Raw genomic sequence first — 15,466 nt, 5'->3', positions numbered from 1 at the left:
TCTCTCACTACCAAAATCGAATTATTATAGTCAAACCTATTCTGGGTAACAGCCTACTATATATTAGGCAGAAAGTCTGAGTTTAAACATCCTGAACAAACTCCGTCAAGAACCTAAATGCTTTCAAAATATAATTAGCGCAATCTTGAGGAGAGCTATTATAAAATGATGGCCATGCACTGGTTTTATCTTCATCATAATAATCATTACGATGGGGATGATTTTCTAACCACGCTAACCGCACCGCATGACCGATTAACACATCTAAAACTATATATTCTTCAATTTGCAAGCTGGGGTTATTAGCGACGATTGTAGCCAATTCCATCAAAGCTTCTACATTTACTTGGCGATATTCTGGGGCTTCAATTTTATTTAGCAAATGTTCAACTAATAAAGCAAAATTTCTTTCTCCTGCTGTCATTTCTGAAAGCATGATTTCACTTTCTAAGCGATTTCGGCGTTCTAATTTATCACCAATCACTAAACCTTTGCAATGCTGCATTAATAGCCAAACTTCTTTAAAAAAGTCTTTGGGTACACGGTTCAATGCGCCTTCTGCTTGACGAAATCTCCGCCAACCATCAGGAGGAACTTCCGTTTCTTCTCTAATTACAGGTAACAAAACCCAAGCAATATCACTTTCTTTTTGTTTGACGTGCAATGATTCCTGTTGACGTAATAAACTACTCACGCCACTATATCCAGTTAACACTTGACGCAACCGCATTTTCACTTCAAAAGGCGATAATTGCATTAATTGTTCATAAGCTTCATCTTGGGTAAGGATGAATTCTCTGGCTATTTCACTAGTAATTAAAAGAATCAGATAACCGACTCTTAATGTCAGAAAACCGCGAAATAATTCTGGTTCTGATTTGATTAAAACACCGAGATAAATTAATATTTCTTGGGTTAAAACGCGATCGCGGATATCCTCACGACAAAAGTTATTAATTTTCTCAGCAATCTCACCACCAGACATAGGAACAACCATCAAGGAAGCTTGACTGTAAGCCCTTCCAACTGCAATTTGCTTTCCTTGAACCAAAATACTCGTTACCGCGTCTGATAAGCCAATATCAAGCATTTGGCGTAAACCCGCAGCCCGTCGCACCACCGCCCAAATTCCTAAATCTCCGGCTTTGGTATAGACTTCATCGAGTAAATCAGCTACGGTGACAGGATGACTTGGACCAGCATATCCTGTATCAAATTCTAAACCCTGTAACCGAGTTAATGTTTGCAGTAATTCAATTTGCTCATAAATATTTTCTGATGAACGTAAATGTTCTAATAATAAATCTAAGTTAGTTTCGCATTCCATTTGGAATTCTTGGGTATGTCCCAAAGACCAACTTTTTTCTAAATGAGAAGTCAGGTAATAACAACGAATTCCCCTATTTATGACTGGAGACTGAGACAATATTGTATCTGATAAAAAATCAATTCTTTGCATTGCTGCTGTCAGCATTAATTGATTTAGTTTTCCTAATTTTACCTTGACTCCGTTACAAATACCATCTTTGAGTTCTTGCATTAATTCTAATAATGCTTCAGAACCAGTTTCTAGCATTGTCCGAGTAATCATTAAAGTCAAAGTCGGACGACCTAAATCACTCCAATATTTTTGGATGTAAGCTAATTCACCTCTAATTTGATCTACTAAGAAGTGATAATCAAGGGTTAAATAAAATTGCTGAGAATCTAAAAATGATGGTAAAAAGACAACTGTTTGATCTCGAATCCGAAAAAATTTCGATATTGTTAAACTTCTGAGTCTTCGTAATGGACGGCCTGTTAACCCAAGTTGATCATTTCTGCCAATTTGTGTATAAATTCGGGAAAGTTCCTCAGATTTTCTCACTTGAATTGGTGCTACTTGAGTCGGTGTTTGGGTTTCAATTCCATATACTTCTAACTGGGTTTGTAATTCTTCATCTTCTGCTATTAAAGCAATTTGGACTAACGCACTGCGCTTTTTTCCTAAGTTCAAATGTCTACCTAAAGGATCAATATCTCCGAGGGAAATTAAGTTTTCACTTAACATTTCACCCAGATAATATAAACTTTGCGCCCATACTAAAGGAACGTTTTCATTAGGTAAGCGTAATTGAGATTGGGGATTTAATTTTTCAGCTTCTATATTTTCCTCAGGAACATAATAAACTTCTGGTAATAGCTGTAAACCACCTTGTTCTACTAATAATGATTGTAAAAGTTTTTGATATTTCTCAACTTGTGATTTTTCACCACGAAATAATCCGTCAAGAACTAAATAAGTGAAAAATAATGGCCATTCACATTCAATATGCTCAAATTGTTTTAGTTCACTAGGTTCATAATGTAAGCGTTCTGTGTCTTCTAAAACGGTTTGATGTCCATCTCGTAAAAACCGTTTACAACCATATTTTCCGCCTAATTTCTGAATAATTTCTTTAAAAGTTCGTTCTCTTAGTGCTTCATCTTTCACAGCAAAAGCGGGATAACTAATAATACTTAATAACGCCGCATCAACTTCTTTAGAACCTGATTCTCTGGGTAATAAAGATTCTAAAGTAATTCTAGCCCTAGCGATTTCATCTGGTAAAACATGAATTACTGATGCTTGACTACCATGTACACCAAATAAATTCAAACCATTCATGGATTCTAATGCTGCTTTGGCCATTCCCAAGGAACTAGCGTTTAATTCTGCACTACCATGATTAATTTTATTACCCCGTTCCCAAATACCAAAATCTGGTGTTCGGTAAGCTCTACCAATATAATAAACAAGGTTTTGGACAAAGTTAACTTCATCCAATGTAAAAATAATTGATAATCCGCCGGCGGTCATTTGTGCCAACATCAATAAAAATATAGATGTAGCGTCAAGTTGCAAATGTCCCCATTCATCATCACCGACAACAATATCACCTGTGGCTGTATTGTATTTGGCGTGAAGTCCGTCCAATAAAGATTGTGTATGTTTAAATGTTTCTACTTTATGGGCTTGTCGCATCATAGAAAACAACAAACCTCGCATTAACTTGACTACGCTATGTTCAAGTTCATAAGTCCGCCCATCATCATGATCTAATTTGCGATAAGCTAAGGCTAAACCCCAAACTGCCAAAATACTATAAACATTATCTCGCACCCAGGCATCTGTATAATCTCCATGAGCAGTAATAGCGGTACTAGCTGGTAACAACCCTGTAATCGGATTTTGACGCGCTAGAATAATTGTCTTGATTTGCTGGTAGTAAAAATCCAAGCGAGTTGGTAATGTGGTGGATGTGTTCATTATGTCGCTGTTGCAGTGTGAGTTTGGAGATTTAGATGCGAAATATTTGGGCGTTTGTTTGGGGTGCTTTAGTGGCAGTTCTTGGTGGACTAATAGGTTTAGGTGGTGCAGAGTTTCGACTACCTGTACTAATTAGTATTTTTAATTATCGCACTCTTCCAGCAATTATCATCAATCTCATTGTTAGTTTAGTTACTGTTACCTGCTCTTTTGTTTTTCGTAGTGGTATTATTGGTATTGAAAATGTTTTTGCTAACTTTGCAGTAATCATCAACATTTTGGCAGGATCTCTAATTGGTTCTTACATTGGAGTTCATTACGCTACGCGAGTCAATGAACGACTTTTAAATCGTGTCGTTGTTGTTTTTCTAGTTTTTCTTAGTATTGTACTGATTGGGCATAATTTTATCTTCAGTTTTGGTAGTTTGCAATTGCCGAGTTTGTTGAGAATCAGCCTGGGATTTGTGGCGGGTATTGTGATTGGCATATTTAGTAGTATGCTTGGTGTGGCGGGTGGTGAGTTGATTATTCCCACAGTGATTTTGCTATTTGCAGTTGATATCAAATTAGCAGGAAGTTTGAGCCTAGCAATCAGCATTCCCACTATTATGATGGGTTTGTTTAAATTTAGAAGTCAGCAAAGATTAGAGGAAATTAAATCAGAGCAAAAATTTATTGTTTTTATGGCTGCTGGTTCAATTCTTGGTGCTTTTGTAGGTAGTAATTTGTTGAACTATGTATCAAGTTCTCAATTGTATTTGATATTAGGTACTATTCTCTTGTTATCCGCCCTGAAGTTGGCAAAGCATAAGCCAGCCGGCTAAAAGTCAATTGATAAGAGTAATCCCTTATGTATAAATTATTCTCATATCCCAAGAAGAGGATATGTGTGTTAGTATATTTAAAACTAATACCTTGAGCGCAGATTCATGGGGAAGGTTTTAGTCCTGAACGCCTCTTACGAACCGCTCAACATTACCAGTTGGCGACGGGCCACGGTTTTGTTGATTAAAGGCAAGGCTGAACGCTTAGAATACAACGGCAAATTCCTTTACTCGGATTTCCCGCTACCAACCGTTATCCGGTTGCGCCACTATGTCCGCGTTCCTTATAAGGAAATTCCTCTTACCCGTCGAAATATATTGCATCGTGATAGCCATACTTGTCAATATTGTGGTTACACAGGGGATGGGTTGACCTTAGATCATGTGATGCCGCGATCGCGTGGAGGAGGTGATACTTGGGAAAACATCGTCACTGCTTGCGTCCGATGCAATGTCAAAAAAGGTTGTCGGACACCGCATGAAGCCCGGATGCCTTTGCGTCATTTACCCCGTCAACCTTACAGTAGTCTCTACTTTGAGGTAACAAAGCATCTAAAAAGTGGACTTCATCAAGAGTGGCAAAAATATGTCATAGGTCTTTGATATTACACCCAATCAACTACAAAAATTCAGGAAAGACTTCACCTGTACAAAATCTGCCTGACTAAAGTCATTAGCAGTAGCTACAAGTACGGTTTTTACTTGTTTTAAGTTAGGGCTAACAACAGCTTATGGTCAATTTCCACTAAGCTGATATTTTTATGTCCACAGAACTTGACATTTTGAATATCTTGATCTTAGGGAATCTCTGTCTTGTTTCCAAACAACGATATATAGATAGCTTTTGTTCTTAACTGATAATTTGTTACAATTATAATTACACGATTCGCCACTGAGAAATTGAAAAATAAATTTGCATACAGAATAGAGATTTTACCACAAGTCAAATAAATATTCAAGATGATTATTCAATTTTCGTAAAAATCTGCATATTTGTTTCGACAAAAGCACAAAATTTGAGGTCGAATATACTTCCAAGTCTTACGACATACTTGATTTCCAGCATCTCTATGCACTGTAGGTGGATGTAATAGATCCTTGACTCATGCTATTGACAGAAAATAAACCCCCTACACAGTGCCAAAATTAATTTTAGATTTTTACCAAGTCTCATGTAGCTAAACAAGCGCATGATCACTTGGATTATATCTAAATGGATAACACAACCTTTCACATTTAGAAATACAGTTCCTTATGTACGTGAATTATCCGCCTTCTCAACTTGAAAGTTTATCATTAGCCACAGATCCAAAACAGGAGGAAGTAGAAATAGAGAAAGAGCTAATTGAACTTCCTCCTTTAACCAGAGCTACCTTATCATCCTCTAATGGTGATGGTAGTATCTATTTAGCCCAACGTGGCAATTCCCTAGCGGCTCAGAAATCCGAAGAGTTACAAAAAACCCTACTTGGACATCGCCATGAGCGCCAGTTAGTGATTTTACAAGATTTTCCTGACCCTGATGCGCTTTCCTGTGCTTGGACTTACCAATTAATTGCTCAACAGTATGATATCAAGTGTGACATTATTTATGCAGGAACTTTAAGCCACCAAGAAAATATTGCTCTAGTTAAGCTCACTAATTTACCGGCTCAACGCTGGACAATGCAAACCTTAAAAAATAAAGATTTGTCATCTTATCAAGGATTTGTGTTAATTGACAACCAGGGAACTACTTCTCAGTTATTACCCGCAATACAACAAGCCGGAATTCCTCTAGTCGTGTTAGTGGATCATCATAGTTTACAAGGGGAACTCAAATCAGAATTTGTTGATGTTCGTCCTTATGTGCGAGCAACTGCCACAATTTTTACTCAATACTTACAAGCAGGGTTGCTGACTTTAGACAACAGCATTAGCCAGCACGTCAAATGTGCTACAGCTTTAATGCACGGTTTACGATCAGATACAAATCGGTTAATGCAAGCCCAAGAAGAAGATTTTATGGCCGCTGGGTATCTAAGCAGGTTCTATGATGCTCAGTTACTAAATGCTATTCTGCAAGCAAATCGTTCTAAACGGGTAATGGATGTGATCGAGCGATCGCTTAAAAACCGCATCGTTCAAAATAACTTTTCCATAGCTGGTGTTGGTTACTTGCGCTATGATGACCGGGATGCAATTCCCCAAGCCGCTGATTTTCTCGTCACTGAAGAAAATGTGCATACAGCAGTAGTTTATGGCATTGTTCATGATGAAGATGACGAACTAGAAGTAGTCATAGGTTCTCTGAGAACTACAAAACTTACCTTAGATCCTGATGAATTTATCAAAGAAGCCTTTGGACAAGATAGCAGCGGGCGATTTTTTGGTGGTGGAAGAACAGGTGCAGGAGGCTTTGAAATTCCCATGGGTTTCTTATCTGGTGGTAACGAAAATTCGGCTTATGCCAAAATGAAATGGGAAGTTTATGACGCACAAATTAAGCAGAAATTGTTGAGATTGGTAAATCCTAGAGATAATCCCATTCAGTCTTAAAACAGATGCAAAAACTTTAGTGATTTAGGGTTTAGCAGTGCTGAACCCATGCAAATGAATTTATTGGCAGTAAAATCTTAACTAGAAAGTAGTACATAAGGTAATCCTATGAAGACTCAAAAACCGCAAATTCTACAAATACTATATGAGCAAGATTTTTATGCTTGGGTAGAACAAACAACAGAGATTTTAAAATCTCGAAAGTGGGAAATACTAGATTTAGAAAATTTAATTGAGGAAGTAGTGGATTTGGGTAAAAGTCAACAGAGAGCTTTGCAGAGTGCATTAAGGTTAATATTGTCGCATTTACTCAAGTGGAAATATCAACCAGAAAAACGTAGCAATAGTTGGCGAATAACCATTACCCGTGAGCGACTGAATCTAGATGAATTATTCACAGAAAGTCCTAGTTTGCGACGTTTTTTAAATGATGCTGAGTGGATTAATACTACTTATCAGAGAGCGCGAAAAGAAGCAATGGTGGAAACTGGTTTATCAGCGGATAATTTTCCTATTGTTTGTCCTTTTGTTGCTGATGAGATTTTAGATTTGGACTTTTATCCTCATAGTGAAGAATAATTGTAATATTTTTTCCATTGAAATATCAAAAGAAGATATTGGATTAAAGGAAATAATTTCATCTACAAAAGCAAGAGATTTATTGGAAACATACCTGAGCTTTAGGCCTCGTAGCTATCATCTTAATAATAAAGGAGGCGATTCAAATAAATAATCTTCCAAAACATATAGTAGTCAAAGTCTCAATAGTAGTATAATGTGGATATTATTTAGAAAAATTCTGTCATGTTATGAATTCAGGTATTGAATCTAATAACCAACAGTTAAACAACAACCAAGTAGTCTTACTTAATAAAGCACAAATAGCACTTGATGCTTTACCAAGCAAAGATCAAGGAACAGTTATACGTGCAATGAATTGCTTAGAAGAATTTCCTTTTTGTTCACAAACTCAAACTTATAAGCTGAAATCTATTCCTAATTATTTCATTGCGCGAGCAGGTATAAAATATAGAATTATATTTAAATTTCAAGATAGGGAAGTAACTATTGTTGATATAGTTAATCATGACCGACTTGAAAAATTCTATGGCTCATTGAAAGAGGCATAGAAAATGAAAGGACTAGACTCATTCAATTTAGACATTAAAAAGTGCTTATTTGAGCTTGAAGAATTTGAAAATTTACTTCTCAATAATAAGGAATTAAAAGAAAGTAAGGATATACTTCCTTTTTTCAAACAGAGACTACATTTGTCTGCATTTATTGGTTTTTACGTTCCTCAGATCATTAGATTCAACCAAATCAAACATGAATTTACATTTTTTGGAGATTTTCGTGCTGATTTGGCCGTTGGTGATTCTGTAAATAATACTTACTGTTTCATTGAATTTGAAGATGCTACGGAAGATAGTATTTTTATAGAAAAAGGAAGAAGTACATCAGATTGGTCGCCTAGATTTGAACATGGATTCAGCCAAATCATTGATTGGTTTTGGAAAATTGATGATTTTAAGAATACTTCTTTAGCTCGTTCTATTTTTGGAAGTGAGAATATAGAATTTTATGGCATTCTTGTTATAGGTAGAGATGCTTTTATATCTCCTATTGATAAAGCAAGATTGAATTGGCGTTTAAATAAAGTTTTAGTAGACTCACGCAAAGTAATTTGCATAACATTTGATCAATTAGCTAGAGATATGAGAGATAGACTTTCACTATATCCACTGATTTATGAAACCGAATCAGAGGCTGAACAAAATATTTCTACAAATGAGAGCGATCTATCATAGGTTGGTCGCTGAATAAGACAAAAGAACACAGGGATTTTGATCACTCGTGTCCCTTACCTTTCAGGTCTACAAACAAGCTCGTTTCTTGCATACTGCGTGTCCTGATGACATTATCCTCCTCCTTCCACAAGTTGCACAACAGATGCAACTAACTTTTCTGCGTTTAGGGGTTTAGATAAATGGATTTGATACCCTGCTTTTATTGCTTGTTGCTGGTCATAATCTCTAGCATAAGCCGTTAAGGCGATCGCGGGAATTTTTCCACTAGCTTCTGGAGTGAAAGTTCTCACTTGACGAATTAACATATAGCCATCCATATCAGGCATACTAATATCACTGACTAAAACATCTGGCTTGATCTGTTTTAAGACTTGCAATGCTTCAAAAGCCGAAGATACAGCGATCGCTTCAGCCCCCTCTTGCTCTAAGACAAAAACCACAAAATCCCGCGAATCAGCATCATCTTCAACAATTAAAACTTGCACACCAGCTAAAGGCAAAGATTTAGTTGTCAACAATGATACGTGATTTTCTCCATCTGGCATACTTGGGCTTTGATCTTGACGCAGCGGTAAACTGACAGTAAATGTTGCCCCTTTCCCTTCACCAGGACTTTCTGCTGTAACGAATCCGCCATGTATCTCTACGATATTACGGACAATTGCTAATCCCAGTCCTAATCCACCAAATTGTCTCACAGAACTGCTATCAGCCTGTTGGAAGTAATCAAACGCATAAGGTAAAAACTCAGGGTGAATGCCCTTACCTGTATCAGTCACGATAATTTGAACATAACCATCAGCTTGCCTTAATTGCACCTCTATCTTTCCCCCCTTGGGTGTAAATTTGACAGCATTAGAAAGGATATTCCAAACGACTTGCTGCAAGCGAGTAGAATCACCCAGGATTATGCCCACATTCGATGCAAAGATTGTTTTCACCTGAATTGACTTGGTTTCTAATGCTAACCGCATAGTTTCTAATGCAGACAACACCGTAGATACTAAATTGATATTCGTAATCTTTAGCGTCAATTTTCCCTGTAAAATTCTCGAAGTATCCAACAAATCCTCAATTAGCTGAACCTGTAATTTAGCATTGCGCTCAATAGTAGCTAGTGCTTGTGATGTCTTTTCCCGATCAAAACTATGGGTTTGCAATAACTGAGACCACCCCAGAATCGCATTAAGTGGAGTGCGTAACTCATGAGAAAGTACAGCCAGAAATTCATCTTTAATGCGATTAGCTGTTTCAGCTTTAGCTCGTGCAGTTTGTTCTAATTTCAGTAGTTGCGCTCGTTCTTGTAGAATTTGTTTGTGTTCGTCAATATCCGTGCAAGTACCAAACCATTTTACTACATGACCTTGCTCGTCCTTGAGTGGAAAACCTCGCCCTAACTGCCAACGATAAGAACCATCATTAATCCGTTTGAAGCGGTATTCATTTTCATATAAAGACCCCTTATTTAGAGCATTTGACCACACTTGACCTGCGCTTTCTACATCATCTGGATGTAAAGCTGCTAACCAACCATAACCTACAGACTGCTCCTTGGAAAGTCCAGTGTATTCATACCAATTCTGATTGAAATAATCACAATTCCCTTCTGCATCAGCAGTCCATACAAGTTGGGGAATTGATTCAGCCAAATAACGGTATCGTTCCTCACTTTTTCTGAGAATTAAGAGAATGCGCTGACGCTCAGTAATTTCTTGTTGTAATTGCTCATTGTTCCTAGTAATTTCATGGGTGCGAAAAGCAACTAACTCCTCAAGATGATTTTGGTATTTTCTGAGTTCTTCCTCTACCTTTGATCGTTCGAGTATTTGTGTTTGCAGTTCTCTGTTGGCTTGTTCTAATTGAGATGGACTCTTCAGTGCTAGAGCTTGAGGAACTAATGGTATAAGTTCTAAGGCTGTGACTAGAGACAGCATTGCGGTTACTGCTTTAATTAACCCCGACAGCCAATAAGTTGGATACCAAAGTGTCCAAATTTCCATAATGTGAGTAGTGCCGCAAGCTAAGATAAATCCACTAAACAGAAGAAACATCCAATGAAATGGCAAATCTCGCCGTTTACGAACAAAGCAAAAAAGTGTCGCGGGAATAGAATAATAAGCTAGGGCAATCACCAAATCAGATACTAAATGTAACCAGACTAAATCCGTTTTCCATAAATAGCAGTGTCCGTGAGGGATAAACGGACTAGAGGTAAATAAATTAGTCCATGCTTCTAACATAGGTATAACTTTTTTATGAATAAAAAATTAATGTTATCTGGTGCTTTTATGTTTATTGCTTTTGTCGTCATCAAATAGTATTTAAAATCCTTCATGAACAACTTAATATGGCCTCTGCAACGCTATCAGTAAAACCTATTTAAGTAGGTGAACAGAAAAATTTAAAGGTATGTGAAGAAAAGTAAAATCGCCAAAAACCTCTTTACTCTTGCCTTTTGCCTCTTGCCTTGCCATAACGACAATTTTTAACGCCTACCTATTTACAGCTATATCCAAAATTCAACATCTACAATCATTCTTAACTGAACCAGATTTTTTTAAGGTCTTCTAGACTATTTTTGATTGGAAAATAATAACTCATGTAACCATGGATATAGAATCGAATTATTCACAAAAAATAGCGACAAAATTATTCTATTGATAGAACACAGTTAAGTGTCTATACCAGTTATAATATTTCTCATCCAAAGAAATCTTGTAAAATGTGATATCTGCCGTAAGCCTCACTTCTTACGGCTAATATTTAGCCCGATTAACTATTAATTATAAAGGAAATATAAGATTGTTACCAAAATTATTTAATGAGTATATATACTTGAAATCACCTTTAACTCGGTTTTTTCCTGCTTCGCCCTTACATCAAATGCTTATGCTTCAATCTCCCGTCATGGATACCTCCCTACGATTCCTGACTCCCGCTGTCAGCCTAAAAATATCTAACTCAACATTAAACCTATGGACTTATATTTAATTCGTCATGGCATTGCTGAAGAACATCAACCAGATATAAAAGATGAAGAACGGCAACTTACCGCAGAAGGACGACAAAAAACCGAGAAAGTAGCCCAAAAATTAATAAAACTAGGATTTCATTTTGATTTAATTCTCACCAGTCCTCTAGTCCGTGCTTACCAAACAGCAGAAATACTGATTGCGACTGGACTTAGTTCTCAGTTGGAAGTATCTGAGCATCTTAGCCCGGAGGGTGATATTCAGCGTTGGCTGCAAGAATGGCTAGAACCCAGAAATTATCCTCATCAAACCCAACTAGCATTGGTAGGCCATGAGCCTAATTTAAGCCATTGGGCAGAAATTCTCCTATGGAGAGAAGCAAAAGACCGCCTCATCCTCAAAAAAGCAGGTATGATTGGAATAAAACTACCAGATGATGGTTCTTGTTTGGGTCGTAGTCAAATGTTCTGGTTGACACCACCCAAGTACCTGCTGTAATAGTTGTTCGATATGAACGCATAGAATAGTTGTGATATCGGCAATTCTTATGGTGAAAATAGTCTCTGGTAAGTTAGCGTGAGCAGATATTTTACAAAGTAAATGGTGTTGCCATGACGGTATGCGAATACAAGCCTGGTTTAGAAGGCATTCCCGCAGCCCAGTCGAGTATTAGTCATGTAGACGGGCAGAAAGGAATTCTAGAATATCGTGGTATCAGGATTGAGGAATTAGCCGAAAAAAGTACATTCCTAGAAACTGCATATCTCTTAATCTGGGGTGAGTTACCAAATCAAGATGAACTGAAAGCGTTTGAGCATGAAGTTCTTTTCCATAGACGCATTAAATACCGCATTCGGGACATGATGAAATGTTTTCCCGAAAGTGGTCATCCTATGGATGCTCTCCAAGCTTCGGCGGCGGCTTTAGGTTTATTCTATTCTCGTCGGGATTTACATAATCCGGTCTATATTCGGACAGCCGCTGTCCGTTTAATAGCGACTATTCCCACGATGGTAGCAGCGTTCCAGTTGATGCGGCAAGGTAATGACCCCGTTAAACCCAGGGATGATTTAGACTATGCTGCTAACTTCCTGTATATGCTCAACGAGAAAGAGCCTGATCCTTTAGCAGCCAAAATCTTTGATGTCTGCTTAATACTTCATGTTGAGCATACGATGAATGCTTCCACCTTTAGTGCTAGAGTCACAGCTTCGACATTAACTGATCCCTATGCGGTAGTTGCTAGTGCTGTGGGTACTTTAGGTGGTCCCTTGCATGGAGGAGCGAACGAAGAAGTCATCCAGATGTTAGAAGAAATCGGTTCTGTCGAAAATGTTCGTCCTTATGTAGATGATTTGATGCAACGCAAAGCCAAAATTATGGGCTTTGGGCATCGGGTTTACAAAGTCAAAGACCCCCGCGCGACAATCTTACAAAACTTAGCAGAGCAGTTGTTTGAGAAGTTTGGGTATGACGAATACTACGAAATTGCCCAAGAAATGGAAAAGGTAGTTTCGGAAAAACTAGGTAGCAAAGGGATTTATCCTAATGTTGACTTTTACTCCGGTTTAGTGTATAGGAAAATGGGAATTCCTACAGACTTGTTTACACCAGTATTTGCGATCGCGCGTGTAGCAGGTTGGTTAGCACACTGGAAAGAACAACTTGCAGAAAACCGGATTTTCCGTCCTACCCAGATTTACAACGGTCGTCATGAAGTCGCTTATACTCCCATTGACCAACGTTAATTTCCGGATCATAAATTTTGGATTTTGAATTCATGCCTTGTAGTGGACAGATTAATAACTGTCATATCTTCTTTCCATTCAGGCTTCTAGTCCAAAAAAATCTCAAACCGCTAAAATTGGCACATTTACAACAGCAGCCAGTCAGGGAAAGTCAGACAATTTAGATAAAGCAGACAACCGTTACCAACATGGAAACGGTTACGCTTTCTTCGCTTTGTCTTGTCTGAGGAACAAGTAATGGGTAAACTTTTTCCAGTCTTCACTCACCAATCACTAATTCCCAATCCCAATCATAAGTAGAAGTTGTCCTGTGGAGTCTCATAGCATAAACCATCCAAGGATATACTAAACTCATGAATTGGCAATAAATCTACAATCAGGCATCATCTCAGCAGAGATTATTACTTAAGGATGAAAACTGGAATAACTAATTTCATACTTCAGAGTTCATCAGACCGTTGACTTAAAGAGCAGCAAACATGAATCCAGGAATTGACCTCCAAGGAACTTTTATTCAATCTGTCAAGGACTTAGGCGTACCACCGGGGACAGCTAAAGTCCTATGGATGCCATTACCAATGGTCCTGATGCTAATTGGGGCAACAGTAGGTGTTCTAGTTGCCACATGGCTAGAACGGAAAATTTCTGCGGCTGTACAGCAACGGATTGGTCCTGAATATCAAGGACCATTTGGATTGTTAGTACCTGTAGCCGATGGACTGAAACTGGTATTTAAAGAAGATATCGTCCCTGCCAAAGCAGATCCTTGGTTATTTACCATCGGTCCAATTATTGTCGTTTTACCAGTATTTTTGTCCTATTTAATCGTGCCATTTGGACAAAATATCATCATTACTAACGTCAGCATGGGCGTATTCTTGTGGATTGCATTATCCAGTATTCAGCCCATAGGCTTATTAATGGCAGGTTACGCCTCCAATAATAAATATGCCTTATTGGGAGGATTACGGGCAGCAGCGCAGTCCATCAGTTATGAAATTCCCCTAGCCTTGAGTGTACTAGCGATCGCCATGATGTCCAACAGTCTCAGCACCGTTGACATCGTAAATCAGCAATCTAACTTTGGCATTTTCGGCTGGAACATTTGGCGACAACCATTAGGTTTCATGATTTTCTGGATAGCCGCCCTAGCAGAATGCGAACGCCTCCCCTTTGACTTACCAGAAGCCGAAGAAGAACTAGTAGCCGGGTATCAGACCGAATACTCAGGTATGAAATTCGCCCTCTTTTACCTCAGTTCCTACGTCAACCTCGTACTTTCTGCCTTACTCGTAGCAATTTTGTACCTTGGTGGTTGGCATTCTCCCATCCCCATTCATATCATCACTGATTGGTTCGGTGTCAGTGAAAGCGACCCTGTAATCCAGGTAGTCACAGCGGGAATAGGCATCACCATGACCGTAATCAAAGCCTACTTACTAGTATTTCTCGCTATCCTCATTCGTTGGACAGTACCACGGGTACGGATTGACCAATTGCTAGACTTAGGATGGAAATTCCTTTTACCGATAGGTTTGGTAAATCTCCTCTTAACTGCCGCCTTCAAATTAGCCTTTCCCTTCGCCTTCGGTGGGTAAACAGCAGTAGTCAGTGGTCAATGTCATAATTATTGGCAACTGACAACTGACAACTGACAACTGACAAAGAAAGAGACAAAAACAATGCTCAAGTTCCTCAAACAAGTTGGTGATTACGCCAAAGAAGCAGTACAAGCAGGTCGTTATATTGGTCAAGGATTAGCCGTCACCTTCGACCACATGAGACGAAGACCCGTCACTGTCCAATATCCCTACGAAAAATTAATTCCTGGTGAAAGATTTCGCGGTCGCATTCACTACGAATTCGACAAATGTATTGCTTGTGAAGTCTGTGTTCGTGTTTGTCCCATCAACCTCCCTGTCGTTGATTGGGAAATGGACAAAGTAGCCAAAAAGAAAAAACTCAAACACTACAGTATTGATTTTGGAGTTTGTATTTTCTGTGGTAACTGTGTGGAATATTGTCCCACTAACTGTTTATCCATGACAGAAGAGTATGAACTAGCTACCTACGATCGCCATGAACTGAACTACGATAGCGTAGCATTAGGACGTTTACCCTATAAAGTTACAAACGATCCCATGGTGAAACCACTACGGGAACTTGTTTACCTACCTAAAGGCGTAATGGACCCTCACGGAGTCCCCGCTGATGCCCCTCGTGCAGGTTCTCGTCCAGAAGACCTAGTCGAAAAATAATTGACAATTGATAATTGACAATTGAC

12 protein-coding genes are annotated in these 15,466 nt (G+C 38.4%); 10 read left to right on the top strand and 2 right to left on the bottom strand.

All coding sequences use genetic code 11. From position 1 onward, the window contains the following. Positions 1-82: 82 nt before the first annotated feature. Complete coding sequence (locus FJR04_RS06725) at positions 83-3,289, bottom strand: glycoside hydrolase family 15 protein (protein WP_168492999.1); 3,207 nt, start codon at positions 3,287-3,289, stop codon at positions 83-85. Between the two features lie 35 nt (positions 3,290-3,324). Here FJR04_RS06725 and FJR04_RS06720 point away from each other — a divergent pair, with 35 nt between their 5' ends. The 6 genes from FJR04_RS06720 (at position 3,325) to FJR04_RS06695 (ending at position 8,462) form a co-directional block, all read left to right on the top strand. After that, a complete protein-coding gene (locus tag FJR04_RS06720; RefSeq protein WP_168492997.1) occupies positions 3,325-4,113 on the top strand; it encodes a sulfite exporter TauE/SafE family protein in 789 nt (262 codons plus the stop codon). A 105-nt stretch (positions 4,114-4,218) separates the two neighbouring features. After that, positions 4,219-4,716 carry an HNH endonuclease gene (locus FJR04_RS06715; RefSeq protein WP_168492995.1) on the top strand — a complete coding sequence of 166 codons (498 nt, stop codon included), beginning with the start codon at positions 4,219-4,221 and terminating at the stop codon, positions 4,714-4,716. 651 nt (positions 4,717-5,367) lie between these two features. Next, entirely contained in the window at positions 5,368-6,651 is a 1,284-nt protein-coding gene (locus tag FJR04_RS06710) for a bifunctional oligoribonuclease/PAP phosphatase NrnA (RefSeq protein ID WP_168492993.1), read from the top strand. Between the two features lie 108 nt (positions 6,652-6,759). Continuing rightward, positions 6,760-7,230, top strand: a complete 471-nt coding sequence (locus tag FJR04_RS06705; protein WP_168492991.1) for a DUF29 domain-containing protein — start codon at positions 6,760-6,762, stop codon at positions 7,228-7,230. A gap of 230 nt (positions 7,231-7,460) precedes the next feature. Next, positions 7,461-7,781 (top strand): type II toxin-antitoxin system RelE/ParE family toxin, encoded by a 321-nt coding sequence (locus tag FJR04_RS06700; RefSeq protein WP_168492989.1) that lies wholly within the window; start codon positions 7,461-7,463, stop codon positions 7,779-7,781. Between the two features lie 3 nt (positions 7,782-7,784). Next, entirely contained in the window at positions 7,785-8,462 is a 678-nt protein-coding gene (locus FJR04_RS06695) for a Shedu immune nuclease family protein (protein ID WP_168492987.1), read from the top strand. Between the two features lie 110 nt (positions 8,463-8,572). Here the strand turns inward: FJR04_RS06695 and FJR04_RS06690 are convergent, their stop codons facing one another. Next, the gene (locus FJR04_RS06690) at positions 8,573-10,702 is read right to left on the bottom strand and encodes an ATP-binding protein (RefSeq protein ID WP_168492985.1); all 2,130 of its coding nucleotides are present in this window, start codon (positions 10,700-10,702) and stop codon (positions 8,573-8,575) included. Between the two features lie 735 nt (positions 10,703-11,437). Here FJR04_RS06690 and sixA point away from each other — a divergent pair. The 4 genes from sixA to ndhI all read left to right on the top strand — a co-directional run bounded on the left by sixA (position 11,438) and on the right by ndhI (position 15,440). Then, complete coding sequence (gene sixA / locus FJR04_RS06685) at positions 11,438-11,932, top strand: phosphohistidine phosphatase SixA (RefSeq protein ID WP_168492983.1); 495 nt, start codon at positions 11,438-11,440, stop codon at positions 11,930-11,932. Between the two features lie 113 nt (positions 11,933-12,045). Further along, positions 12,046-13,182: a citrate synthase gene (locus FJR04_RS06680; RefSeq protein ID WP_168492981.1), complete on the top strand. Its 1,137-nt coding sequence runs from the start codon at positions 12,046-12,048 to the stop codon at positions 13,180-13,182. A gap of 479 nt (positions 13,183-13,661) precedes the next feature. Beyond that, positions 13,662-14,780 carry an NADH-quinone oxidoreductase subunit NuoH gene (gene nuoH / locus FJR04_RS06675; RefSeq protein WP_168492979.1) on the top strand — a complete coding sequence of 373 codons (1,119 nt, stop codon included), beginning with the start codon at positions 13,662-13,664 and terminating at the stop codon, positions 14,778-14,780. Between the two features lie 84 nt (positions 14,781-14,864). Beyond that, positions 14,865-15,440: an NAD(P)H-quinone oxidoreductase subunit I gene (gene ndhI / locus FJR04_RS06670; protein ID WP_168492977.1), complete on the top strand. Its 576-nt coding sequence runs from the start codon at positions 14,865-14,867 to the stop codon at positions 15,438-15,440. Positions 15,441-15,466: the final 26 nt, after the last annotated feature.

Origin of the sequence: Anabaena sp. UHCC 0204 (genome assembly GCF_009711975.1) — a bacterium.
GTDB lineage: Bacteria > Cyanobacteriota > Cyanobacteriia > Cyanobacteriales > Nostocaceae > Dolichospermum.
Note: the sequence above shows the minus strand (reverse complement) of the source record. Positions and strands in the feature narration are given on the sequence as shown.